24 protein-coding genes and 1 tRNA gene are annotated in these 24,674 nt (G+C 37.6%); 18 read left to right on the top strand and 7 right to left on the bottom strand.

Translation table 11 applies throughout. The annotated features are described in order from the left end of the window. Position 1: 1 nt before the first annotated feature. Positions 2–1,231, bottom strand: a complete 1,230-nt coding sequence (locus tag BLW74_RS02025; protein WP_089689795.1) for an MFS transporter — start codon at positions 1,229–1,231, stop codon at positions 2–4. A 123-nt stretch (positions 1,232–1,354) separates the two neighbouring features. Here BLW74_RS02025 and BLW74_RS02020 point away from each other — a divergent pair, with 123 nt between their 5' ends. Then, positions 1,355–2,260, top strand: a complete 906-nt coding sequence (locus tag BLW74_RS02020; protein ID WP_089689794.1) for an AraC family transcriptional regulator — start codon at positions 1,355–1,357, stop codon at positions 2,258–2,260. Between the two features lie 306 nt (positions 2,261–2,566). Here the strand turns inward: BLW74_RS02020 and BLW74_RS02015 are convergent, their stop codons facing one another. Then, positions 2,567–3,121, bottom strand: a complete 555-nt coding sequence (locus tag BLW74_RS02015; protein ID WP_089689793.1) for a thioredoxin family protein — start codon at positions 3,119–3,121, stop codon at positions 2,567–2,569. 321 nt (positions 3,122–3,442) lie between these two features. Here BLW74_RS02015 and BLW74_RS02010 point away from each other — a divergent pair, with 321 nt between their 5' ends. From BLW74_RS02010 to BLW74_RS01995, 4 genes are all read left to right on the top strand, one after another. After that, the gene (locus BLW74_RS02010) at positions 3,443–4,039 is read left to right on the top strand and encodes a TetR/AcrR family transcriptional regulator (RefSeq protein ID WP_089689792.1); all 597 of its coding nucleotides are present in this window, start codon (positions 3,443–3,445) and stop codon (positions 4,037–4,039) included. 364 nt (positions 4,040–4,403) lie between these two features. Then, a complete protein-coding gene (locus BLW74_RS02005) occupies positions 4,404–5,564 on the top strand; it encodes an efflux RND transporter periplasmic adaptor subunit (protein ID WP_089690618.1) in 1,161 nt (386 codons plus the stop codon). 40 nt (positions 5,565–5,604) lie between these two features. After that, the gene (locus BLW74_RS02000) at positions 5,605–8,787 is read left to right on the top strand and encodes an efflux RND transporter permease subunit (RefSeq protein ID WP_089689791.1); all 3,183 of its coding nucleotides are present in this window, start codon (positions 5,605–5,607) and stop codon (positions 8,785–8,787) included. A gap of 173 nt (positions 8,788–8,960) precedes the next feature. Further along, positions 8,961–10,373, top strand: a complete 1,413-nt coding sequence (locus BLW74_RS01995) for an efflux transporter outer membrane subunit (RefSeq protein ID WP_089689790.1) — start codon at positions 8,961–8,963, stop codon at positions 10,371–10,373. Between the two features lie 200 nt (positions 10,374–10,573). Here BLW74_RS01995 and miaA read toward each other — a convergent pair whose 3' ends face one another. Beyond that, entirely contained in the window at positions 10,574–11,494 is a 921-nt protein-coding gene (gene miaA, locus BLW74_RS01990; RefSeq protein ID WP_089689789.1) for a tRNA (adenosine(37)-N6)-dimethylallyltransferase MiaA, read from the bottom strand. A gap of 185 nt (positions 11,495–11,679) precedes the next feature. Between miaA and BLW74_RS01985 the strand changes: the two genes are divergently transcribed. The 4 genes from BLW74_RS01985 to BLW74_RS22295 all read left to right on the top strand — a co-directional run bounded on the left by BLW74_RS01985 (position 11,680) and on the right by BLW74_RS22295 (position 14,535). After that, positions 11,680–12,537: a YicC family protein gene (locus tag BLW74_RS01985; RefSeq protein WP_089689788.1), complete on the top strand. Its 858-nt coding sequence runs from the start codon at positions 11,680–11,682 to the stop codon at positions 12,535–12,537. An 86-nt stretch (positions 12,538–12,623) separates the two neighbouring features. Then, entirely contained in the window at positions 12,624–13,190 is a 567-nt protein-coding gene (gene gmk / locus BLW74_RS01980) for a guanylate kinase (RefSeq protein ID WP_089689787.1), read from the top strand. A 111-nt stretch (positions 13,191–13,301) separates the two neighbouring features. Continuing rightward, positions 13,302–14,321: a quinolinate synthase NadA gene (nadA, locus tag BLW74_RS01975; RefSeq protein ID WP_089689786.1), complete on the top strand. Its 1,020-nt coding sequence runs from the start codon at positions 13,302–13,304 to the stop codon at positions 14,319–14,321. 52 nt (positions 14,322–14,373) lie between these two features. Further along, positions 14,374–14,535: a bacteriocin-like protein gene (locus BLW74_RS22295; protein ID WP_167358362.1), complete on the top strand. Its 162-nt coding sequence runs from the start codon at positions 14,374–14,376 to the stop codon at positions 14,533–14,535. 57 nt (positions 14,536–14,592) lie between these two features. Here the strand turns inward: BLW74_RS22295 and BLW74_RS01970 are convergent, their stop codons facing one another. The 4 genes from BLW74_RS01970 to BLW74_RS01955 form a co-directional block, all read right to left on the bottom strand. Continuing rightward, on the bottom strand, positions 14,593–14,796 hold the full coding sequence (locus BLW74_RS01970; protein ID WP_089689785.1) for a bacteriocin-like protein: 204 nt from the start codon (positions 14,794–14,796) through the stop codon (positions 14,593–14,595). A 36-nt stretch (positions 14,797–14,832) separates the two neighbouring features. Then, positions 14,833–15,030, bottom strand: coding sequence for a hypothetical protein (locus tag BLW74_RS01965; RefSeq protein ID WP_089689784.1), 198 nt, complete (start codon positions 15,028–15,030; stop codon positions 14,833–14,835). A gap of 251 nt (positions 15,031–15,281) precedes the next feature. After that, entirely contained in the window at positions 15,282–15,476 is a 195-nt protein-coding gene (locus BLW74_RS01960; protein WP_089689783.1) for a bacteriocin-like protein, read from the bottom strand. Between the two features lie 14 nt (positions 15,477–15,490). Further along, positions 15,491–15,715 (bottom strand): bacteriocin-like protein, encoded by a 225-nt coding sequence (locus BLW74_RS01955; protein WP_089689782.1) that lies wholly within the window; start codon positions 15,713–15,715, stop codon positions 15,491–15,493. Between the two features lie 309 nt (positions 15,716–16,024). On the opposite strand from BLW74_RS01955, the gene thrA reads away from it, so the two are divergent. The 9 genes from thrA (at position 16,025) to BLW74_RS01910 (ending at position 24,444) form a co-directional block, all read left to right on the top strand. Continuing rightward, positions 16,025–18,472, top strand: a complete 2,448-nt coding sequence (thrA, locus tag BLW74_RS01950; protein ID WP_089689781.1) for a bifunctional aspartate kinase/homoserine dehydrogenase I — start codon at positions 16,025–16,027, stop codon at positions 18,470–18,472. A gap of 9 nt (positions 18,473–18,481) precedes the next feature. Next, the gene (locus BLW74_RS01945) at positions 18,482–19,408 is read left to right on the top strand and encodes a homoserine kinase (protein ID WP_089689780.1); all 927 of its coding nucleotides are present in this window, start codon (positions 18,482–18,484) and stop codon (positions 19,406–19,408) included. A gap of 14 nt (positions 19,409–19,422) precedes the next feature. Further along, on the top strand, positions 19,423–20,727 hold the full coding sequence (gene thrC, locus BLW74_RS01940; RefSeq protein WP_089689779.1) for a threonine synthase: 1,305 nt from the start codon (positions 19,423–19,425) through the stop codon (positions 20,725–20,727). Between the two features lie 5 nt (positions 20,728–20,732). Continuing rightward, complete coding sequence (gene folB / locus BLW74_RS01935) at positions 20,733–21,101, top strand: dihydroneopterin aldolase (RefSeq protein ID WP_089689778.1); 369 nt, start codon at positions 20,733–20,735, stop codon at positions 21,099–21,101. A gap of 35 nt (positions 21,102–21,136) precedes the next feature. After that, positions 21,137–22,501, top strand: coding sequence for a DUF4403 family protein (locus BLW74_RS01930; protein WP_089689777.1), 1,365 nt, complete (start codon positions 21,137–21,139; stop codon positions 22,499–22,501). 44 nt (positions 22,502–22,545) lie between these two features. Next, complete coding sequence (locus BLW74_RS01925) at positions 22,546–23,043, top strand: RDD family protein (protein ID WP_089689776.1); 498 nt, start codon at positions 22,546–22,548, stop codon at positions 23,041–23,043. 57 nt (positions 23,044–23,100) lie between these two features. After that, positions 23,101–23,171, top strand: a tRNA-Cys gene (locus tag BLW74_RS01920). 83 nt (positions 23,172–23,254) lie between these two features. Further along, a complete protein-coding gene (locus BLW74_RS22840; RefSeq protein WP_089689775.1) occupies positions 23,255–23,698 on the top strand; it encodes a CPBP family intramembrane glutamic endopeptidase in 444 nt (147 codons plus the stop codon). A gap of 518 nt (positions 23,699–24,216) precedes the next feature. After that, positions 24,217–24,444: a glutathione synthase gene (locus tag BLW74_RS01910; protein WP_089689774.1), complete on the top strand. Its 228-nt coding sequence runs from the start codon at positions 24,217–24,219 to the stop codon at positions 24,442–24,444. Positions 24,445–24,674 lie beyond the last annotated feature (230 nt).

Raw genomic sequence — 24,674 nt, 5'->3', positions numbered from 1 at the left:
GTTATTTTTTAGGATTAATTTTTAATTTATTCATGAAAACTGCGGAAGTGATCAGTAATGAAAGCGGAATCAGAGAAAGGTAAAATGCCTGCTGCCCGCTGAATTCCTGAAACACAAAACCCGTAATGACAGAACCTATAGTTCCTCCGATTGCTGAGAAGACAACAATCAGTCCTGACATTGCACTGTGCAGATATTTGGGAACAGATGCCAGAATTACTGAATTAATGCTCGGATAAATTGGGGCCAGTAAACCTCCCATCAGGGGAAATAAATAGACCACCAAAGGCGCATTCATCCAGTTTGTATTGGTATCAATATGAATATGATGGGTCAATGGTAAAACCAGCAGTAAACTGATGGCAAACCCCACCACACAAAAAGAAACTACATAAATCCAGCTGAATTTTTTAGAGAAGAATCCCGACAAAAATCTTCCCAAAGCAAAAGCTCCTGCCAAAACGGCCCCTGCCTGGATGCTCATGGAGGTGGGCACTTTTAAAATTTCTTTATAAAAAGTAGGCGTCCAGGTCTGGAAACTCTGCTCTACAAGAACAAAAAGGAAAGCACACAGTAAGAAGCACAACACTTTTTTATAGCTGAATAAGCTAACGCTATTTTTCAGGTCTCCCAATAGATCGGTTTTATCACTTCTAGCATCCTTCTCGTTCAGTTTTGAAAAGAATAAGAATAAAAAAGACAAACTGGAAAGTCCTCCCAGTACCCAATATACATTCAGCCATTCTGTAGATTTCGGATTATGATCATCTATATATAAACTGAATAAAACATTTCCTGCCAATACTCCAATCATAAAAAATCCTTCCAGAAATCCCATAAAACTTGAATGCTCCTTATCAGTTTCCGTTACCAGCCCGATAGAGGTAAAAACCGATATTTTAATCAATGCAAAGGATACTCCTACGGTGGCAAATAATAATTTGAATACCCAGAAATCATTGGTAAACGGCATTACAAAACACATGCAGCTCACCAGTAATAAAGCAGTCAGCATAGATTTCTTGATTCCTATCTTAGGAAGAAATGAAGCCAGAATGAAAGAGCAGATAGCAATAGGAAGATCTTTGAAGCCTTCCAAAACACTGGCCGAGGATTTTGAAATCCCAAAATTCTGCTGTACCTGCAGAATGACTGTTCCTACAGAATTCAGAAGAATTGCGAAGACAAAATAGTTTAAAAATAAAACGGCCTTGATGTTAAGATTTTTCATTCAGGTTATTTCTTGTCGGCTAAGATAGAAGCATTTCTGTTAACGATAATTTAACACAGTAAATCAATATTTGAACTATATTAATATAATTACTATTTTTAGCAAATAAATATGATTAATTAAATGAAAGTTACTTTTGAAAGGGTAATCCCTAATGAAAAGAGTTCATTCCGCACCATTCATAACAATTCTCCTATTTCAGAATTCAAATGGGAATACCATTATCATCCGGAAATCGAGCTGGTATGTGTTGTTTCGGGGAACGGAACACGCCATGTGGGCTATCATAAAAGCAACTACACAAATGGAGATCTTGTGCTGATCGGATCCAATATTCCTCACTCAGGATTTGGACTGAATTCTATTGATCCGCATGAAGAAATTGTGCTTCAGTTCAAGGAAGAAATTCTTCAGTTTCCCCAGCAGGAAGTGGAAGCACGATCTATTAAAAATCTGTTGGAACTTTCAAAATATGGGATTCATTTTCATCACAAAGTAAAAAAAGTAATGCTTCCCAAGCTAAGACTAATGCTGGAGTCTGAGGGCTATAAGAGGTATCTGCTGCTGCTTGAAATTCTTTTTGAACTTTCAAAATGTGAAGATTATGAGATCTTGAACAAGGAAATCATGCCTTATACCATTATTTCAAAAAATAAAACCCGTCTTGAGAATATCTTTACTTATGTAGAACATCACTATGACAAGGAAATTGAGATTGAAGAAGTGGCAAAACTGGCCAATCTCACCCTTCCGGCTTTTTGTAATTTCTTTAAAAAAGCAACCCAGATCACCTTCACAGAATTTGTGAACCGCTACAGAATTAATAAAGCATGTCTGCTAATGGCTCAGGACAGATCTATATCAGAATGTAGCTATCAGTGCGGCTTTAACAATGTAACGTATTTTAACAGGATGTTTAAAAAATATACGGGAAAAACTCCTTCAGAATTTATCAAGAATTATTCTCATAATAAAGTGAATGTGGATTTGAAGGTTGAAAAAGAAGTCAAAGCCAAAGTAAGCTTTTAATAATTTGTTTGGTTCTTGTCAACAATTCGTATGGCTATTCTAAACGCTTTGTTTGTTCATTCCTTAGGAATCCAGGTTTACTTATAGAAATCTTGCATAAGATTACAATAAAAGAATACAAGCTTTGTCGGGACTCCTGCGGAGTGACAAACTGGATGGAGAAGTTTAGCTCTGCATTATCAACTGAATCCGTGAGAGAAAAACCCAATTTATGAATCAACAAGAAACAAAAAAGCCACTCCAAAAAAGAGCAGCCTGTATTATAATGAGTAAAAACCAGTAGCTAAATAAACCAGCAACCAGTAATTATTTCCATTTAATATTGCATCCCATGCTGGGTCTTTGAATTTCTTCCTGAGCTTCCCCAGCCAAAAGATTTTCAAAAGCAATAATCAGATCCTCACCAGTAATGTCTTTATTATTTCCCGGTCTTGAATCATCCATTTGACCTCTGTATACAAGATCAAGTTTATCATCAAAGAAATAAAAATCCGGTGTACAAGCAGCATCGTAAGCTTTTGCTACTGCCTGGCTTTCATCAAACAGATAAGGGAAGTCAAATCTTCTTTCAATTTGAAATTCGATCATTTTTTCCGGAGAATCTGCCGGATATTTTTCAATATCATTCGCATTAATGGCAATGAATTCTATTCCACGCTCGTTGTAATCTTCATATAATTCGTTGATTTTATCAATCACATGAAGAACAAACGGACAGTGGTTGCACATGAAGATCACCAAAGTTCCTTTTTCTCCTTTCAGCTCATCCAAAGACTGAAGTTCATTCGTTTTTGACGGGTTAGGAAGTTCAAAAAACGGAGCTTTCGTTCCTAATGCCAGCATATTTGAGGGAGTATTCATATCCTTATTTCTTTACCGGCAAAGATAATTATTTCTTTTGTTAATTGAGCCGGGTTTTGAAACAGGCATTTTATTTTTGGTAGAGGAAGGAGGCTGGAAGCTGGAGGAGGGAAGATTTTTAAGCCTCAAAAATAGTTATAGTCAAATTCTATAAATGCATTATTCAACACTAAAATTAACTTCCAGCCCCCATTCTTCCAGCATCCAGCCTTTGATTAATTTTTCTGAATTAAACCAATCAACCTTTAAAACTTACAATATCCTTTGGAAGTTATAGTAAAAAGTTTGTAGTTTTGCTAACGCTGTTAGTAAATAAATATCATGGGTCTACATGAACGTCGTCAACGAGAAAAAGAATCCATCCGTGCAAATATTTTGCAGGCTGCTTTTACGTTGGCTAAAACTGAAGGCTGGGCATCACTTTCTATGCGAAAGATAGCAGACGCTATTGAGTATAGTGCCCCGGTGGTGTATGATTATTTTGAAAATAAAGAAGCTATTCTATTTGAAATTTCTTTAGATGGCTTCCACAAATTACATATAGAACTTTTAAAAGCTCAGCAAAAACACAGTACTCCGGAAGAACAGCTTGTTGCCATTGTGGATGCGTACTGGAACTTTGCTTTTAAAAATAAGGAATATTACCAGCTGATGTTTGGTCTTGGAATGCAGTGCTGCGGAAAAGGTCAGATGAAAAAGGAATTCTCATCATTTCAGGAGCTTATCTATGAATGTACTTATGAGATTATAAAGAAAAACGGATCCAATCCGGACAATGCCTGTCATATGTCTCACGCTCTGTTTTCTGCCGTACACGGTATGATCTCTATTATGATGATGCGTACAGCTGATATCCCTTCAACAATGAATAAGACTACATTGGACGAAACTGTTTCGGCTTTTATTAAGTCTTTGTAATTTTTTTTTGAATTAAAAATTAACGCCGTTAGGAAACTTAACACTGAATTAATATAAATAATTCTGTTATTCATGATTAAAAACTCAATCTTTTATGAAGCCATTCATCATATTCAGTTGTTAAAATTAGTCATTTTTGCTTATAAATTAACACTGTTAGTAAAATTAACACACCTTACACCAACATTATACACTTTAATACATTAAAAACAATTTTCAATTATGGAAACAATCGACTTCATTGGACATTAAAAATTCTGTAATTTTTTTTGAACTGATTATTAACACTGTTAGGAAAAAATACAGCATTTATCAAAACAACATTACTACCTCTAACAACTTCATTAAAAAAATTAAACCAACAATGAAATTACCTGGAAAAACAAGGTTTATTGTACTTATTGCAAGTATAATTCTTTTACAGAGCTGCACAAAAGCCGCAGAAGGAACCAATGCCGCACCTCCAGCTCCAGAACTTCCGGTTTATACCGTTATTACATCACCCGCTACTACATATCAGGAATTCCCAACTGCTTTGGAAGGAAAAAACAACGTAGAAATCAGGTCTCAGGTAGATGGGTATCTGGATAGAATTTATGTAGAAGAAGGTGCTTATGTAAGAGCAGGACAGCCGTTATTTAAAATAGACTCAAGAAGCTATGGCGAACAGATGAATATGGCTCAGGCCAATCTTCAGGTGGCCAATGCCAATATCCAAAAGGCAAGAGTGGAAGTAGACAGGCTTCAGCCACTGGTTGCTGCAAAAGTAGTTTCTGATGTTCAGCTTAAAACAGCAAAAGCCAATTATGAAGCGGCTGTTGCTGCTGCGTCACAAGCCAGAGCCTCTGTAGGAAACGCCAGAATCAACGTAGGGTTTACTACTATCACAGCTCCTATAAGCGGTTATATCGGAAGAATTCCTTATAAAAAAGGAAGCCTGATCTCGAGGACTGACGTAAATCCATTGACTTTATTGTCTGATATCAGTGAAATTTATGCCTATTTCTCTTTAAGTGAACTGGACTTCATTGCTTTCCAGAATAAATATCCTGGAGCTACTTTGGAAGAAAAGCTTAAAAATATGCCAATGGTAGATCTTGTAATTGCCGACAACAGTACTTATCCTGAAAAAGGAAGATTAAGCATTGTAGACGGACAGTTTGACAAAACTACCGGAGCCATCAGTGTACGTGCCGTTTTCCCTAATGCGAACGGAACTTTAAGAACCGGAAACACAGGAAGGGTGCGTATGCCACAGCTGATCTCTAACGCAGTAGTTATTCCACAGGAATCTACATTTGAAATTCAGGACAAAACGTATGTGTATGTAATGGATAAAGATAAAAAAGTAATGGGAAGACCTATTAAAATATCTGGAAAAACAGACAGCTATTACTTTATTTCCGAAGGACTTGCTCCCGGAGAGAAAATCGTATACACAGGAATTGGAAACTTGAAAGACGGTGCCTCCATCAGACCGAAAAATATTTCTTCTGACAGCTTGTTAAAAGCAAAACCATTATAGTCCTTTCCGAATACAGAAGACTAAAAAAAATAAACTTCTTATGTTAAAACAATTTATAGAAAGACCGGTCCTTTCAACGGTCATCTCCATAATACTCTTATTATTGGGAGCCTTGTCTCTCTTTAATTTACCGATTGCCCTCTTTCCGGACATCGCTCCGCCAAGCGTTCAGGTAACGGCATTCTATCCTGGAGCTAATGCTGAGGTGGTAGCCCGTTCGGTTGCCACTCCTATTGAGGAAGCTGTGAACGGGGTTGAGAATATGACCTATATGACTTCCAACTCCAGTAACGACGGCACCATGACGCTTAGCGTCTACTTCAAGCAGGGAGCAGATGCGGACAATGCTGCGGTAAACGTACAGAACCGTGTATCAAAAGCAATGAGCCAGCTTCCTCAGGAAGTGGTACAAGCCGGGATTTCAACCCAAAAGGTTCAGAACAGTATGATCATGTTCATGGGATTAACCAGTGAAAATGAAAAACAATACGATGAATTATTCCTTCAAAATTATCTGAAAATCAATGTTATTCCTCAGATACAGCGTATCCCCGGAGTTGCACAGGCTCAGGTATTTGGAACAAGGGATTATTCCATGAGAATCTGGCTGAAACCGGATCGTCTTGCAGCTAACAATCTTTCGCCACAGGAAGTTTTGGGAGCGATTAAAGATCACAACCTTGAAGCAGCCCCGGGCCGTCTTGGACAAGGGAGTAAGGAAACTTACGAATATATCCTTAAATATAAAGGAAAACTGAATAAAAACGAAGACTATGAAAACATCGCCATCAAAGCGAATAGTGACGGTTCTTTCTTAAGATTAAAAGATGTAGCACGAGTAGAGTTCGGTTCTTATACCTATACTGCGACCAACAGAGTAGACGGAAAACCGGTTGCCGGATTTGCCATCCTACAAACTGCCGGTTCTAATGCCAACGAAATCCTTACGGAAATTGAAAAGCAGGTAAAAGTAATGGAAACTACCCTTCCAAAAGGAGTGAAGCCCATCATCATGTATAATTCCAAAGACTTTTTGGATGCATCAATCCATCAGGTGGTAGAAACTTTAGTGATTGCCTTTATTCTGGTATTTATTGTAGTGTATATTTTCCTCCAGGATTTCAGATCTACCTTAATTCCGGCAATTGCCGTACCGGTAGCGATTATCGGAACCTTCTTCTTCCTTCAGTTATTTGGTTTCAGTATCAATATGCTTACCTTGTTTGCATTGGTACTCGCCATTGGTATTGTAGTGGATGACGCCATTGTGGTGGTAGAAGCCGTCCATTCTAAAATGGAACAAACGGGAATGCCTGTAGAACATGCTACGATGCACTCGATGAGTGAAATTTCAGGAGCTATTATTTCGATTACGTTGGTAATGTGTGCCGTGTTTATTCCGGTTGGTTTCATGCAGGGGCCTGCGGGAGTTTTCTACAGACAGTTTGCCTTCACGTTAGCGATTGCCATCTTAATTTCAGCAGTGAATGCATTAACATTGAGCCCGGCATTATGTGCCATGTTCTTAAATGATCCTCAGGGAGAGCATGGTGAGCATGGTCATAAAAAAGGTTTTGGAGCAAGATTCTTCAATGCTTTTAATGCCAGCTTCAACAGCATGACGAGAAAATATATCTATAGCCTTAAGTTTTTAATTAAAAACAAATGGGTTGCCATAGGAGGTCTTATTATCATCACAGCAGCAAGTGTATTTTTGATCAAAAAAGCTCCATCAGGATTCATTCCTACGGAAGACCAGGGATTCGTACTGTACGCAGTAAATACGCCTCCGGGAAGTTCACTGGAAAGAACACACAGAGCTACCGCTCAAATTGATAAAATTATCAACGGTGAAAAAGCAACCAACCACCTTTGGGTAGCCGATGGGATGAATTTCATCAGTAATGCCAACGCTTCCCCATATTCTGCAGGTTTCATTAAGCTTAAAGATTATGATAAACGTGGTGAGATGAAAGATCCTGATCAGATTGCAGCAACATTGACAGGTAAGGTAAGCCAGGTGAAAGATGCCAACGCATTCTTCTTCAACTTCCCTACTGTACAAGGTTTCGGTAACGTTTCCGGATTTGAATTCATGCTTCAGGATAAAACAAACGGTTCTTTTGAACAGTTGGGAACAACCACGCAGCAGTTCATCGGAGAGCTGATGAAAAGACCTGAAATTGCTTTCGCCTTCACTACTTATGCAGCAGGAAACCCACAGTATACTATTGATGTGGATACGGATAAAGCGAACCAGCTGGGTGTTTCTGTAACAGAACTGATGCAGACCATGCAGATCTATTTTGGTAGTAGCTTTGTATCGGATTTCAACAGATTTGGAAAATATTACAGGGTAATGGCTCAGGCAGATATTCCTTACCGTACTGACGTTAATTCACTGGAAGGAATCTATGTTAAAAATAAATCAGGAGAAATGGTTCCTGCCAAAACGCTGGTAACATTAAAAAGATCTTTCGGTCCTGAAACAGTAACAAGAAATAACCTTTTCAACGCAGTAACCATCAACGGAACTCCAAAACCTGGTTACAGTACCGGAGATGCCATCAAAGCGGTAGAAGAAGTTGCCCAGCAATCCCTTCCGAGAGGATACGGATATGAGTGGACCGGGATAACCCGTGAAGAGATTAAAACCAGCGGACAGACTGCCTTTATCTTCTTCTTAAGTATCTTGTTCGTTTACTTCTTACTGGCAGCTCAATATGAAAGTTATATCCTTCCGTTTGCCATTATTCTTACCATTCCTACAGGGATTTTCGGGGTATTTGCTTTCACAGGATTAGCCGGAATTGATAACAATATTTATGTTCAGGTAGGATTGATCATGCTTGTGGGACTTCTCGCCAAGAATGCCATTCTGATTGTAGAATTTGCCGTACAAAGAAGAAAAGCAGGTAAATCCTTAATTGAATCTGCACTTCAGGCATCAAGATTACGTTTAAGACCGATCTTAATGACCTCTTTTGCCTTCATCGTGGGAATGCTTCCGCTGGTATGGACGCAGGGTGCTTCTTCAAAAGGAAACCACTCCATTGGTTACAGTACCGTAGGTGGAATGCTTACAGGAGTAATCTTCGGGATCTTTATCATTCCGGTAATGTATGTAGTGTTCCAGTATCTGCATGAAAAAATGCCAAGCAGAAAAAAGAAAAGACTTCTGAAAAAACAAATGGAGGAAGAACTTTTAGCTGCTCCACACTAATAAAAAAATGAATGACAAAAACTTAGAGAAAATTTTAAGATCATAGGTTTACCTATTTACCTTCCTGCTCTTAATGGTTTACAAAAGCTAGCTATTTTCTTTCTCCTACTAAAGACAATTTGCATCAACGGAAACCTCTCTAAGTTTTGTATTCAATTAAAAGTTTAAAAACTATGAAACGAGTAAAAAATATTATTCTAACATTTGTGCTGGCTATCGGCTCTGTTTCGTGTGTGTCTAAACTGGCCTACACGGAGCCTGAGCTTCCCCTTCCGGAAAAGTTCCAGTACACCGCCACTGCAGACACTGCCAGCATAGCCAACCTGGAGTGGAAACAGTTCTTCAGCGATCCTATTTTACAGGGATTAATTGAAAAAGGAATTAAAAATAATTATGACCTTCAGATTGCTCTAAAGCAGGTTGCTGCTTCACAGGAAAAACTGAAACAGGCAAAATATATGCAGTATCCGGACGTAGGTTTCGGAGTAAGCGGACAGATTTCAAGACCTTCCAAAAACAGTATGAACGGGCAAAGCTTAAATTTATTTTTAGGCTCAAGCCATGTTGAGGACTATAACGCGGCCTTCAACCTTTCATGGGAAGCAGATATCTGGGGGAAAATCAAAAACCAGCAGGAGGTTTCAAGAATGCAGTACCTTCAGACCTATGAAGGTTCAAAAGCAGTGCAGACTCAGGTGGTGGCCGCCATTGCACAGGGGTATTATAACCTGTTGATGCTTGACAGACAGCTGACTATTGCAAAATCCAATCTGGAACTGAGCAGCAATACCTTACTGATGACGCAAAAAATGTGGGAAAGCGGTGACAACACTTCTTTAGGAGTTCAGCAGGCAGCAGCACAGAAACAGGCAACAGAGCTTCTGATTGCCCAGCTGGAACAAAATATCGCTATTCAGGAAAACGCATTGAGCATTCTTGTGGGAGAAGTTCCTAATAAAATTAACAGAACCATTGAAATGTCTGATACTTCTCTGCCTCAAAATATTACAGCAGGGCTTCCGGCGGCGATGGTAAGCCGAAGACCGGATGTACGCCAGCAGGAATTGGTGCTGCTGGAATCTAATGCCATGGTAGGGATTGCTCAGGCGAATATGTACCCTGCATTAAAGATTACAGCCAATGGAGGGGTAAATTCATTCAAATTTGATAACTGGTTCCAGATTCCGGCTTCTTTATTCGGATCGGTTTTAGGAGGAATTACCCAGCCTATTTTCCAGAAAAGACAACTGAAAACAGATCTGGAAGTAGCAAAAATTCAAAGAGAGAAAAATGTACTGGCCTTCCGTCAGTCCGTATTGAACGCTGTGGGAGAAATTTCTGATGCTCTGGTTTCTAATGAAAATTTAAAAGTTCAGGAACAAAAAGCCACAGAACAGTCTGCCACGTTGAAAGACGGGATTAAAAGTGCACAACTTCTTTATAAAGGAGGTTCAGCCAATTACCTGGAAGTGATTACAGCACAGGGGAATTCCCTACAGGCAGAGTTGAATCTGGCTTCCATCAAAAGACAGAGATTAAGCAGCATTGTAGATTTATACAGAGCTTTAGGCGGCGGTTGGAAGTAGTAAATTAATTATATTTGTTTTAAGATGCGGTTCTTTTCAGAGCCGCATTTTTTGTATTGTTTCTGTTTATCTACAATATGAATTTACAGTTAGATTCCTACGGAATGACATAATGTATAGATAAACCAAGCACCCAGTTTGTCATTCCGAAAGAATCTGTATTTTCAAAGCTTCAAAAGTCGTCAATAATGTAAAAGTATTTACTTCTCAAACTCCTCCGCAATCCATTTCAGCAAATCTTCATACTCTTTTTCAGAATATCCCAATTGCAGATAATGAATATCATCTGCCTTTCTGTACCATGTCAGCTGGCGTTTTGCATATCTGCGGCTGTTCTTTTTAATTTCTGAAACAGCAAAATCAAGATCCCATTCTCCGTCAAAATATTTGAAAAGCTCAGCATATCCTACTGTATTCAAAGCAGTCAGATCTTTAAATTTTTCAAGATCTTTTACCTCATCCAGCAATCCGTTTTCCACCATAATATTCACCCTGCGGTTGATTCTGTCATACAGTTCTTCCCTTGGAGCTTCTATCCCAATGCGGATCACCTTAAAATCTCTGCCATGTTGAGAAACCGATATATGTTCAGAATATTTTTTATCCGTCTGCCAGATAATATCAATGGCTCTCAAGAGCCTGCGGTGATTGTGAATATCCACCACGCTGAAATACTCGGGATCGAGTTCCTGTAAAATCTCCTGAAGCTTTCCTATTCCCCCCTGCTCCATAATACCTTGAAGTTTTTCCTGATTTTCCGGATTGGCTTCAGGAAGATCATGCAGACCTTCGATGACAGCTTTTTCGTACATCATACTTCCCCCCACAAGAATGACAGTATCGTGCTCAATAAAAAGCTCATTGAGTTTTTGAAGGGCATCTTCTTCGTACTGCCCAATGGAATAATAGTCTTCCACTGAAAGATTCCCGATAAAATGATGAGGTGCTGCCGCCAGTTCTTCTTCCGATGGCGCAGCCGTTCCTATTTTCATTTCTTTAAAAAACTGACGGGAATCACAGGAAATAATCTCCGTATTGAAATGTTTCGCCAAATCAATGGCCAATCTCGTTTTACCAATTCCGGTGGGTCCTACTACAGAAATTAAATTTTTCTTTTTCACACCGCTAATTTACGAAAACGAGTCCATTTAATTGGCTGGAAGAGGGAAGCCTGATGCTGGAAGTTAAAATTAAATCTCTTTTGTATCTAAAACAATCTTCGCGCTTCCTGACTCAAGCCTCAAGCCATTCAACATTAGTCAAACTATAGACTTAAATGTTTATCTTTGTAGAACAATAAAAAACTATGATTTTATCAATGACCGGATTCGGTAGAGCCGAAGATGTTTTTGAAGGAAAAAAAATTACTATAGATATTAAATCTCTGAACAGCAAGAGCTTTGATTTAAATATTAAAATTCCTTTACGTTATAAAGAAAAAGAATTTGAAATCAGAAAAATTCTTAACGATAGAATTATCCGTGGAAAAGTAGACTGCTACGTAAATATAGAGAATCTTGAAGAGTCCAATGATGTAAAAATTAATAAGAACTTAATTGACTCCTATATCAACGAACTTAAAAACATCGCTTCAGACGGTCCGGATTTCGAATACCTTAAAATGGCAGTAAGACTTCCTGATGCCATTACATCAAGACCTGACGAGCTTACGGATGGAGAATGGGAAGCTTTGGCGAAGATCGTTAATAATGCTGTAGACAGGTTTGAAGAATTCAGAAGGACTGAAGGCGGTATTTTACATGAAGAATTAAACAGGAATATTCAGAATATTGATAAATATCTTGGAGAGGTAATTCCTTTTGAGGAAGAAAGAATTGTAAGCGTGAAAGAACGTTATCAGAAATCTTTGAAAGAATTTGAAAATGTAGATGAAACACGCTTTTACCAGGAAATGGCCTACTTTACAGAAAAACTTGACATTTCCGAAGAAAAGGTAAGGCTTGCCCAGCACTTGAAATACTATAAAGAAGTAATGGACAATGAATCTTTCAATGGAAAAAAACTCGGATTTATTTCTCAGGAAATTGGCAGAGAAATCAATACACTGGGTTCTAAAGCCAACCATGCTGAAATTCAGAAACTGGTTGTAATGATGAAAGATGACCTTGAAAAAATTAAAGAACAAACGTTAAACGTATTGTAATGATCGATACGAGTTACGGGATCCGCGGTTGCCATTTCTAAAAAAAGAACCCGAAGCCCGGACCTTGTGATCTGAAATTGAAAAAAATGGATAAAGTAATTATATTTTCAGCGCCATCAGGGAGCGGAAAAACTACATTGGTAAAACATTCACTGGAAACATTTCCTGAGCTGGAATTTTCGATCTCTTGCACTACAAGACAGCCGAGAGGAAGTGAAATTCATGCGGTGGACTATCATTTTCTGACACCGGAGGAATTCAGACAGAAAATTTCTGAAAATGCTTTTGTAGAATATGAAGAAGTGTATACTGATAAATATTACGGTACATTGAAATCTGAAGTAGAAAAAATCTGGAATCAGGGAAAGGTAGTTATTTTTGATGTTGATGTAAAAGGAGGTATCTCTTTAAAGAAATATTTCGGTGAAAAAGCACTGTCTATTTTTATTGAACCCCCTTCCATTGAAGAATTGGAACGAAGATTGATCTCCAGAAACACAGATGATGCAGAAACCATAAAAACCCGCGTAGCAAAGGCAGAAGAAGAAATGACCTACGCCACCGAGTTTGACAAGATCGTGATTAATGAAGATCTTGATACCGCTAAAATAGAAATAGAAAGTTTAATAAAAAGTTTTATAGAAAGAAACTAGAAGTTAGAAATCAGAAGTTAGTTTTTTTAGTGTCAGGAAAATTATCCTCATTTTATACTAACCTCTGGTTTCTAATCTCTAACTTCTATAAAAGAAAAAATTGAGGTTGATATGAGTACCGAAACATTAGAAAAAGCTAAATCGGCAATTCCTGTCAGAGGATTTCTGGATATAAAAGATATTGCTATTCCTCAGGGTGAAGAACTGGTGAAAGCCATTCTTAAACTTAAAGAAGAAAAAAATGCAGTTATCCTGGCCCATTATTACCAGCCTGGAGAAATTCAGGATATTGCTGATTTTCTTGGTGATTCTTTACAGCTGGCAAGACAGGCAAAAGAAACGAATGCTGACATGATTGTATTCTGCGGGGTACATTTCATGGCAGAAGCCGCTAAAATTCTGAATCCAACTAAAAAAGTAGTTCTGCCGGATACTATGGCCGGATGCTCCCTGGCAGACGGTTGTTCCGGAGAAGGATTGAGAAAAATGCGTGAACAGCACCCGAATGCTTTAATTGCCACTTACATCAACTGTAACGCAGAAACCAAAGCAGAAAGTGATATCATTGTAACAAGCTCCAATGCTGAAACAGTAATTGAAGCCCTTCCGAAAGACAGGCCTATCATCTTTGCACCGGATAAAAACCTTGGAAGATATCTCTCTAAGAAAACAGGACGTGATATGATCCTTTGGGACGGAAGCTGTATCGTACATGAAGCATTCTCAATGGAAAGAATTGCCCAGCAGCTGGCAGATAATCCGGATGCCAAACTGATTGCCCACCCGGAAAGTGAAGAAGCCGTATTAAAGCTGGCTCATTTTATCGGTTCCACTTCTGCCCTGCTGAACTATGTGGAAAAAGACGACTGCCAGAAATTCATCATTGCCACTGAAGAAGGGATTCTTCACGAAATGAGAAAACGGGCACCTCACAAAGAACTTATTCCGGCATTGGTTTTTGATGAAAGCTGCAACTGTTCAGAATGTTTCTACATGAAACGTAATACCATGGAAAAGCTGTATTTATGTATGAAATATGAACTTCCTGAAATTCTTATTGACGAAGAATTAAGATTAAAAGCATTGAAACCAATTGAAGCCATGCTTGATCTTTCTAAAAGCATAAAATAATTTTTTTATCAGGCAATATTTATTATATTTAGAATTCAAACTAATAATAAATATGAAAAATCTAAAAAAATTAGACCGGACAAGTCTTAAAAATGTTAACGGTGGCGGAGGAACATGCAACTTAAACTGCGAAATTCATGAAACCTGTGGCACAGGATGTAATGGAGAATTAATCTGCGTACCAAGAGGAATGTACATTCCTGATAATTGTTAAAAAAATAAAGCACTGTTTTCACAGTGCTTTTTTATTGCCTTTCAGGCAGATTATTTTTTAAGATACTCCTCCGCTCACACATGACATATCAACAATAACGCACATTTTACAACGGTCCGGAAGCATCTGAAAGGCCTCGCATGGGGCATCACCAGGATTATTTCCGTAAGTGGTATTCTTAGGGCATCCTGTACATGTTGATGGACCTGCTCCCTGTAATGTTTGAAGTTCTTTTCTGTTTAATTTCTTTACATTTTTCATAGTAGTTTTAATGACTTTATTGGTTTTAATTTTTTATTAACCCTCCAGAACTATACAGCTGCCTGGTATTGACGGATCATACGGGAAGAGGTACAGACAGACTTTGCGTCCTTTAAAATCTGTACATACGGCACATCCTTTTGGCCCGCAGTCGAGATCTACAGCACAGGTATCTCCTGTTCCTCCTATAATAGCTCTTAAGCTTTCCCTGTTTAATTTTTTTGAATTTCTCATGGTTATTTGATTTGATTAAGATTGGATTGAATTATTTTTTAGTACTGCCCTGTTTGATTTTTGTACATTGAACCCATATTGTACTGCATTGAACCATATTTTGAATAATAAAATATAATTAAGATAAATCATTCTGATTTTTTAGCATAAAAGAACTTAATACGGTCTTAATTTCTTATTTGTTTTTAATGGCTCAAAAAAATAAAGGTTGAAACAAGGTAATTATGCAATAAAATACTATTTATCGCTTATTAGTAAGGGCCGAAGCATTCAAAGCTTACTAAAACTCTTCCTTTACAGCATTCCGGTAATGCATAATAATCAGCGCATGATCTTGGTTCGCCCGGGCCGTACGGACCGGCAGGACAATTCTCAAAACAGCTGTTAATAGCTCCTCCACTGATTGATTTCAGATTTTCTCGGTTTATTTTTTTTACATTTCTCATATTATCTTTTTTGATTAACCTTCAGGATAAGTACATAATGAACTTACAAATACACAGGATTTGCAGCGCCCCGGTAATGCATGGTATTCTTCACAGGAATGGGCAAAATCAGGACCCGGGCCATATCCTACGCCCGTTGGGCAACCGTCGCACCTGAATGCAGCTCCCCGGATCAGCCCTAAGTCTTTTCGGGAAATTTTCTTTAAATTTTTCATGGTTACTTCGTTATTAGTTAACATTATAAATATAAGATTTTTAATTAATTACACCAAATATATCTCCAAAAAAGGAAATAAAATATCTATGTTAAAAAACTTGGCTGTCTCAAAATAATTTGTACATTTGTTCCGTTACAATGAATTTTCTAAGAAACATATCTGATATTTCTGCCCTGAAATCACTTATTTCAGGCCTATCTTCTGTTTCTACATTCACAACTACAACAATTACCCCATAGTGGGGTAGATTTTCACATAGTATTCCCGGCACCCGTACTCTTTTTTTTAAAGAGTAACCATTTCTATTGATCCAACTTCAAAAAATAATAAATGAAAGTTTTAAAATTCGGCGGAACATCTGTCGCCCATTCTCAGAATATCTTACTGGCAGAACATATCATAAAAAGAGAATCTTTAAAAAATAACATTGTTGTCATCGTATCAGCACTTCATGGTGTTACGGACCAACTGATAAAAGCAGCAGAATATGCATCTTTACAGGATGAAAGCTACAGTGAGATTGTTCAGAATCTCGAAGAAAAACATATCAGTCTTGTAAAAGATCTTCTTCCCATACCGGAACAAAGTTCATGGTTAAGTTTTGTAAAAAAGCACTTCAATGATATCGAAGATCTCTGTAACGGAATCGCTGTACTTGGTGAACTGACGGACAGAATTAAAGATAAAATTGCTTCTTACGGAGAATTTCTGTCTTCAAATATTATCGCAGCCAGACTTCAGCAGGAGAAATTAGACTGCGTATGGATGAACGCTGCAGAACTGATCAGAACCGACAGCAATTTCACCAGCGCAAAAGTAGATTTCCATACCACTGAAAAAAATATCCTCCATTTTCTGCACGAAAATCAGAACCGCATCATTATAGGTCCTGGATTTGTAGCCCGTGATGAAAAAAATAATGCAACAACATTAGGAAGAGGAGGTTCAGATTATACAGCTTCTATTGTTGCTGCGGCTATTCATGCGGATGAGCTGCAGATCTGGACAGATGTAAGCGGAATGATGACTGCTGATCCACGGCTGGCATCCAATGCCAAACCTATTTCTGAAATTTCGTATCATGAGGCGATGGAACTGTCTCACTTTGGGGCAAAAGTGCTTTATCCACCTTCCATTCAGCCTGTGATGGTGAAAAATATAGATCTTGTGATCAAAAATACTTTTGATCCGGACGCACAGGGAACTTTAATTTCTCATCAGCTGAAAACCTCAGACAATGAAAAACAAATTGCTGTAGGAATTTCAAACATGAACAATATTGCCCTGCTTACATTGGAAGGAAGCGGTATGGTAGGAATTCCTGGTATTTCGGCAAAGCTGTTCCAGTGTTTAAGCCATGAGAAAATAAATGTAATCCTTATTACACAGGGATCGTCTGAACATTCCATCACTATTGCCATTGAAGCGAAAGAAGCTTTACGTGCCGAATATTCAATCAATTCTTCTTTTGCCGATGATATCAATCTCAAAAGAGTGTATGCTGTAAAGATAGAAACAGGGCTTTCCATTGTAGCACTGGTAGGAGAAAGCATGAAAAGCAGAAGCGGTGTAAGTGCGAAAATGTTCGGATGCCTGGGAAATAACGGCATCAATATAAGAGCCATTGCACAGGGTTCTTCAGAAAGAAATATAAGTATTGTTATTTCAGAAAAAGACAGTAAAAAGGCAGTGAATGTGCTTCATGAAGAATTTTTTGAATCTGAAATCAAGCAAATTCATCTTTACATCTGCGGAACAGGAAATGTGGGGTCAAAACTGATCCAGCAGATTTATGACCAAAATGAATATTTAAAGGAAAACTTTTTAATCAACCTGAGAATTGCAGGAATTTCCAACAGCCGTCATATGCTGTTTTCAGATCGGGGAATATCGCAGGAAGATTATCTGAACCGGGATCAGCAGGGTGAAAAAGCCTCTGCCAAAGAATTTGCTGATGAAATTATCCACAGAAACCTCAGAAATTCAGTTTTTGTGGATGTAACGGCAAGTCCAGACATTCCTGAAGTGTATGAAAGTCTATTAAAGAGAAGTGTGAATATCGTTGCATGTAATAAAATAGCAGCCTCTTCAGATTTAAAAAAATATAGGACTCTAAAAAATACCGCGAGAAACCACAGCTGCAACTTCTATTTTGAAACTAACGTAGGCGCAGGCCTTCCGGTCATAGGGACCATTAATGATCTGATTAAAAGCGGAGATCAGATACAATCCATTCAGGCCGTATTAAGCGGAACACTCAATTTTGTTTTTAATAATTATGATTGCAGCAGAACATTCTCTGAAGTCGTGGCACAGGCCCAGAAAGAAGGGTATACAGAACCAGATCCGAGACTTGACTTATCCGGAACTGACGTAGCGAGAAAAATTTTAATTCTGGCAAGAGAAGCCGGATATCCGCTTCAGTTTGAAGAAATTGAAAACATAGGTTTTCTGCCTGAAGAATGCATGCAGGGAAGTGTTGACAGTTTTTACGAAAAACTTAAACAGTATGAAGATCATTTTAAAAACTTATTCAATGAAGCTAAAAACGAAGGGAAAATATTAAAATACGTCGCAAAATTTGAAGATGGAAAAGCCAAAGTAGGTTTGCAGCATATCGCTCCGGACAGTGATCTGTTTCATCTGTATGGCAAAGACAATATTGTCATTTTTAAAACCCTCAGATATTCTGAGCAGCCACTGGTGGTAAAAGGCGCAGGTGCCGGAGCTGATGTTACGGCAAGCGGCGTCTTTGCAGATATAATCCGTTCTATTTAAAATTTAGTTATGAAAAAAATAAAATTAAAAGTCCCTGCTACCGTAGCCAATATGGTTTGCGGATTCGACATTCTCGGCATGGCCGTCCATGATCCTTATGACGAGATGGAATTCCGATTATTGGAAACCCCTGAAATCATTATAAAGCATACAGACCTTTTCGGGCTTCCCGAAGAGCCGTCCGGAAATGTTGCGGGAGTCGTTCTGTTAAAAATGCAGGAATCCCTCAATCTGAAAAACGGTTTTGAGGTCATTATCCATAAACATATAAAGCCGGGAAGCGGGCTCGGCTCCAGTGCGGCAAGTGCCGCCGGAGCCGCCTTTGGGGCCAATGCCTTATTAGGAAATCCACTTTCTAAAGAAGAAGTGGTTCATTTTGCCATGTTCGGAGAAGAACTGGCTTCAGGGGTGCGCCATGCAGACAATATTGCCCCCTGCATTTATGGAGGAATTACGCTGGTTAAATCTACCAGCCCAATGGATATTATCCCTCTGAACAGTCCGGATTTATTTGTAACGGCCGTTCACCCGCAGGTAGAAGTAAAAACCTCAGATGCCAGACAGATTCTAAAGAAAAACATTACTTTAAAAAGTGCTGTAGAACAATGGGGAAATATAGCAGGACTGGTGGCAGGAATTGAAAAAAATGATTTTTCCCTGATTGGCAGAAGCCTTAATGATGTCATTATAGAACCTATCCGCAGCATTCTGATTCCGAAATTTGACGAAATTAAAACAAAAAGTCTTCAGTTGGGGGCTTTAGGGGGTGGAATTTCGGGTTCCGGACCTTCTATTTTTATGCTGTCTGAAAAGAAAGAAACAGCAGAAAAAATTGCTCAAATGATGCAGTCAGCTTATGATGAAATTGATATAGAAAGTTTTGTCTATGTCTCAAAAATAAACCCGGCGGGTATTCAAATCGTTGAAGAAGCTTAACCTAAAAAACAAAAATGAAATATTATAATCTAAAAAACCATTTCGAAAAAATTGACTTCAGAGAGGCAACCATAAAAGGTCAGGGACAGGAAAAAGGATTGTTTTTCCCTGGGAATATTCCTCAGTTGGATGAAGAATTTATTCAGAATCTTCCTCAATATTCCAATGAAGAAATAGCATACAGATGCATGAAAGACTTCACCGGAGACGAAATCCCTTCAGAAATACTTAAAGAGATTGTTGCTGAAACAGTTCGTTTTGAAATTCCTTTGGTAAAAATCAATGATCAGATTTCCCTATTGGAATTGTTTCATGGTCCTACTTTAGCATTTAAAGATATTGGTGCAAGATTCATGAGCCGTTGTCTGGCTTATTTCCTGAAAGACCAGAAGAAAAAAGTTACCGTTCTTGTTGCTACTTCCGGTGATACAGGCGGAGCTGTAGCTCATGGATTTTATAAAGTTCCACAGATTGACGTTGTCATCTTATATCCCAAGAACAGGGTAAGCCCGGTTCAGGAAAAACAGCTGACTGCATTGGGAGAAAATATCTCAGCACTGGAAATCAACGGTAGTTTTGATGACTGTCAGAATCTTGTAAAACAGGCTTTTTCGGATGAAGAAATTAACCGGCATTTGTTTCTGACCTCCGCTAATTCTATCAATGTGGCAAGATGGCTGCCTCAGCAGATTTATTATTTAATAGCAATAAAACAGTGGCTAACACATTATCATGAAAATCCGGTAATCTGTGTCCCAAGCGGCAATTTCGGGAATATCTGTGCCGGGCTTCTGGCTTACTTCAGAGGTCTGCCTGCCCATCATTTTATTGCAGCGTGTAATGCCAATAAGGTAGTTCCTGATTATTTTAAAACTCAAAACTACCAGCCGCAAAAAGCCGTTGCTACCCTATCCAATGCTATGGATGTAGGAGATCCAAGCAATTTTGTGAGAATTCTGGAGCTGTTCGGGCATCAGTTTGAAACAGTAAAAAATAAAATATCTGCCTATTCTATTGATGATGACCAAACAATGAACACCATCACGGAAGTCTATAAGAAATACGGATACATTCTGGAGCCCCATAGTGCTGTAGCATTTGCTGCCATGGAACATTATTTGAAAGAAAACCCGGAACAAAAAGGATTTATTCTGGGAACCGCACATCCTGTAAAATTCCCGGATGCTGTGGAAAAAGCGATTCAAAATTCAATTGAAATTCCGGAATCCTTAAATGACCTTATGAAAAAGGAGAAAAAAACTGTAGAAATAAATTCAGATTTTGAAGAATTAAAACGATTTTTGCTTCATAAAATCTGAAAAAAATGAGCAAAATATATCTTGAAGAGGTAAAAATATATGCGTACCATGGTGTACTTCCTGAAGAAAACATCATTGGAACTTACTATATTATAAATGCAGAACTTCATACCGATCTGTGGAAAGCAGCCACATCAGATGATTTGAATGATACCATAAGCTATGCAGATATCAATGATATTCTCCACCAGGAGATGAAAATAAAATCCAAATTGCTGGAGCATGCAGCCGGAAGAATCATCACAAAAATCCATGACCGCTTTCCACAGGTTGATTATATTAAATTAAAAATCACGAAAACCGCTCCCCCAATGCAGGGAGAAATGAAAGGTGCCAGCGTAGAGCTTGAAAAAAGCTTTAAGCCGGAAATTTAAAATGCTTATTTTCGTTCATTAAAAAAACGTACAAATTGAAATTCGTCAAAATATTATTTTTAGCACTAGGGATCAGCGCTTTTGGCCAAACGGGTGTTGATAATCAGCTGGCCGCTTACAACTTCCCTAAGATCAAATCCAGCATAACGATGCCTGTCACGATTCCTCTGTCGGAATTGAGCAATATGATCAACGCATCTGTGAAAGATCTGGTATATCAGGATGATTCTTATACAGATAACAACAATGATCAGTTTAAAGTGAAAGTATGGAAAACAAGACCCATCCGTCTTGTAGGAGGTACAAGCCAGAATTTACTGATTGAAGTTCCTTTAAAAATATGGGCAGAAAAAGGAATCGGTACTTTGGGAGTTTATACGTATCAGAACACCACCTTCGAAACAGTAATGTCTTTCAATACCACTGTTACTTTTAAAAATAACTGGACTATTATTACAAATACCCAGCCCAATGGCTTCAGATGGGTAACCAAACCGGTGCTTGATTATGGAAGAATCCAAATTCCCATTACCCCTGTTGTTGAAAAAAGCTTAAAGGAACAGCAGGAAAAATTCTGTAAAACAATAGACCAGCAGATGGCGACACAATTGAACTTCCAGCAATATGCCTTAATGGCCTGGAATACGTTCTTACAGCCTTTCAATATTTCGGAAGAGTATAATACATGGCTGAAAGTAAGCCCGGTAGGTGTTAATATTACTCCTTTAAAATTCTATGGAAACCAGATCAATGCTACGCTTGGTGTTGATATTTATTCCGAAACCTTCACAGGAAATAAGCCGGCCGCTTCTTCCCCGGTGACCAGTGTTGCTAATTTTAACTTTACTCCTACGGTTGCAGATAAATTTAGTTTACAGACAACAGCCAATATTCCTTTTACGGAAGCAAGTAATATGGCAAGAAAAACTTTCCTGAATAAAGAATTTGATGTACGGGATTCTAAAGTAAAAGTAACCGATATCAGAGTGTACGGACTTGACAACAGAGTAGTGATTGAAGCTCAGACCGATGGTTATATAAAAGGAACTTCCATCATTTCAGGAATCCCTGTATACGATGAAACGAAAAGAAAAATTGTCCTGTCTGAAACCAAATTTAAACTGAAAACAACCAATATCCTTCAAAAAACGGCTTCATTGCTATTCCAGGGGAAAATTGTAAAAATGATTGAAGAAGAGTACGGCATTCCTACTCAGGAACTGGAAGAAACCTCCAGAAAAAGCATCGAAGAAGCTTTTAACAAGGAGTATTATAAAGGATTAAAGATGAACGGTAAAGTTTTCAATCTTAAGCCCAGCAAAATCCTTCTTAGCAATACAGGTATTACCGCTGTTATTGACACCAATGCTTCTTTAAAATTATTGGTCAATGGATTTTAAACTTCAATAAAAATTAATTTTTAAAAAAACTAATAACCTTACACATGAAAAGAATTCTAAATGTTGTTGAATATAATAAAGCCTCGTTAGGGGTAAGGCTTGCCAATAATTTCCTGGACCTTGTAGTACTATATATTGTCAATTATCTCTTCTCTACGATTTCTAATTTACTTTATGAAGTAACTTCCATTGAATTTTTCTACTTCTACAGTAATGGAAATATGTTATGGCAGATTCTTATCGGAAATTTCAATTATTGTCTTTATTACTTTTTGATGGAAAACTATTTAGACGGAAGAACCGTTGCCAAATACATTACAGGAACCAAAGTAATCAGTACAGACGGTACAAAACCAAGCACCCGGCAGATTATGTACCGAAGTCTTTCCCGAATTGTTCCGTTTGATGGCCTTTCTTTTTTGGGAGAAAACGGCTGGCATGACAAATGGAGTGAAACGAGGGTAATTAACCTCAAAAATTATCAGGCTGAAATTCAAGCAAAAAGCGAAATAGAAGCTCTTGGAAAGAAAGAAATTGCCTAAAAACTTTTGTTCATAAAGAAATTTTGCTATATTTGCACACCTCAAAAATGGTAACAGGGTACTTTGGCCGAGCGGCTAGGCAGTGGTCTGCAACACCATCTACAGCGGTTCGAATCCGCTAGGTACCTCAGAAAAAACCTCTAATTATTTAGAGGTTTTTTTGCTTTTAAATTTGTACAATAGTACATTCTATACAACCCTGCTATTCCATATGAAAAAAACGGTAACCTTCTTCTTTGCTTCCTTTGCGTTAGCCCTTTTGAATGGATATTTTTTCAATTACCTTAATGATGCCTATTTTCATTTTAACGTACACCAAAATAAATACGCCAATATTTCAGAAGGTGAATTAAATTTCATTGCTATATTCATTGCCCCATTTGTAGAGACTTTTCTATTTCAATACCTCCCTTACCTCATCTTAATCAAATGGATACGCCTTCATAATAATCTGCTGTGTATCGTTATTATGAGTGTTATTTTCGCCTCAATGCATTCTTATAATTGGCTGTATATTGTGATGACATTTTTCGGAGGCATTATATTAAATAACCTTTATGCTTATTATTACAAGCATGCCCGCACATACAGTTTTATCTTAACAGTGCTCTTTCACTCACTATTCAATCTGTATGGATATCTTTTTATAGTTTAGTTTATTTTTAATGGCTTACGCAGCACTTTCCACATCCGAGAAGAGTTCAGTAAAAAAGAAATTTTCTTTAATAAAGAGGATTTATTAATTGATCATGAACAAACATGACTCACGGCAAAAAAAAATCCTCGGAAATTCCGAGGATAAAAACTAATAACCATGAAAACTCAAATTAAACATGAGTTATCATTTTATATTGAAAAATCGTGCCAAGAATCGCATTTTTTTTAAAAAACACTAATTTATTCCTCTCCGGCAAATTTTACGGTTTCAGCATTTTAAACGGATTTTCACCATACTTTAAAAAGCACTTCATAATTAATTATAATAATTTGTAACAAATCTAACAGTGAGATCAAAGTATTACAAAAAAAATAATTTACATTTTAGTAAAAAAAAATTAATATTCAATAAATAAGTATTTCTCCCGATCCTATTATGGACATCGTAAAAAATGATGCAGTACCCAATTGGCACACTTTATTCTTCATACTAATGAACCATTACATAAAATTATTATGGCACAAAAAATTTTCAGTAAAAAAGATTTCACGAAAACCCATGAAAATGAATATCAGTTGGAATATTCAGCACATGAAATAGGCGGAGGTTCTGATCTTATTGTTGAAAGATTAACCAAAAAGGGAATTTATGAAACCTTACAGACCCCTTTGCGTAGATCTGATGATAAAATATTCATCATTTGGGATCAACCATTTGACGGAAGAATACTGTTTGACCATTAAGATTTTGAAAATTAAAAAAAGCCTCCAGGAATGGAGGCCTCAAAAAACACAAATGATGAAAAAAAATTTTATTTCATAGATAAAAATTATTTATCTATTAATTCTAACAACAAAGATATATCACTTTTTGTTATTTTTTTATGAGCACAGTCATAAAATTATTATTTCTTTTAAATAAGAAATTTTTCCTCTCACAGTGCGCTTTTCTCAAAAAGAGATAATACAAGCAC

Origin of the sequence: Chryseobacterium culicis (genome assembly GCF_900108365.1) — a bacterium.
In the GTDB taxonomy this organism is placed as follows: Bacteria; Bacteroidota; Bacteroidia; order Flavobacteriales; family Weeksellaceae; genus Chryseobacterium; species Chryseobacterium culicis.
The sequence above is the reverse complement of the archived record's forward strand: the minus strand, read 5'-3'. Positions and strand labels throughout refer to the sequence as shown.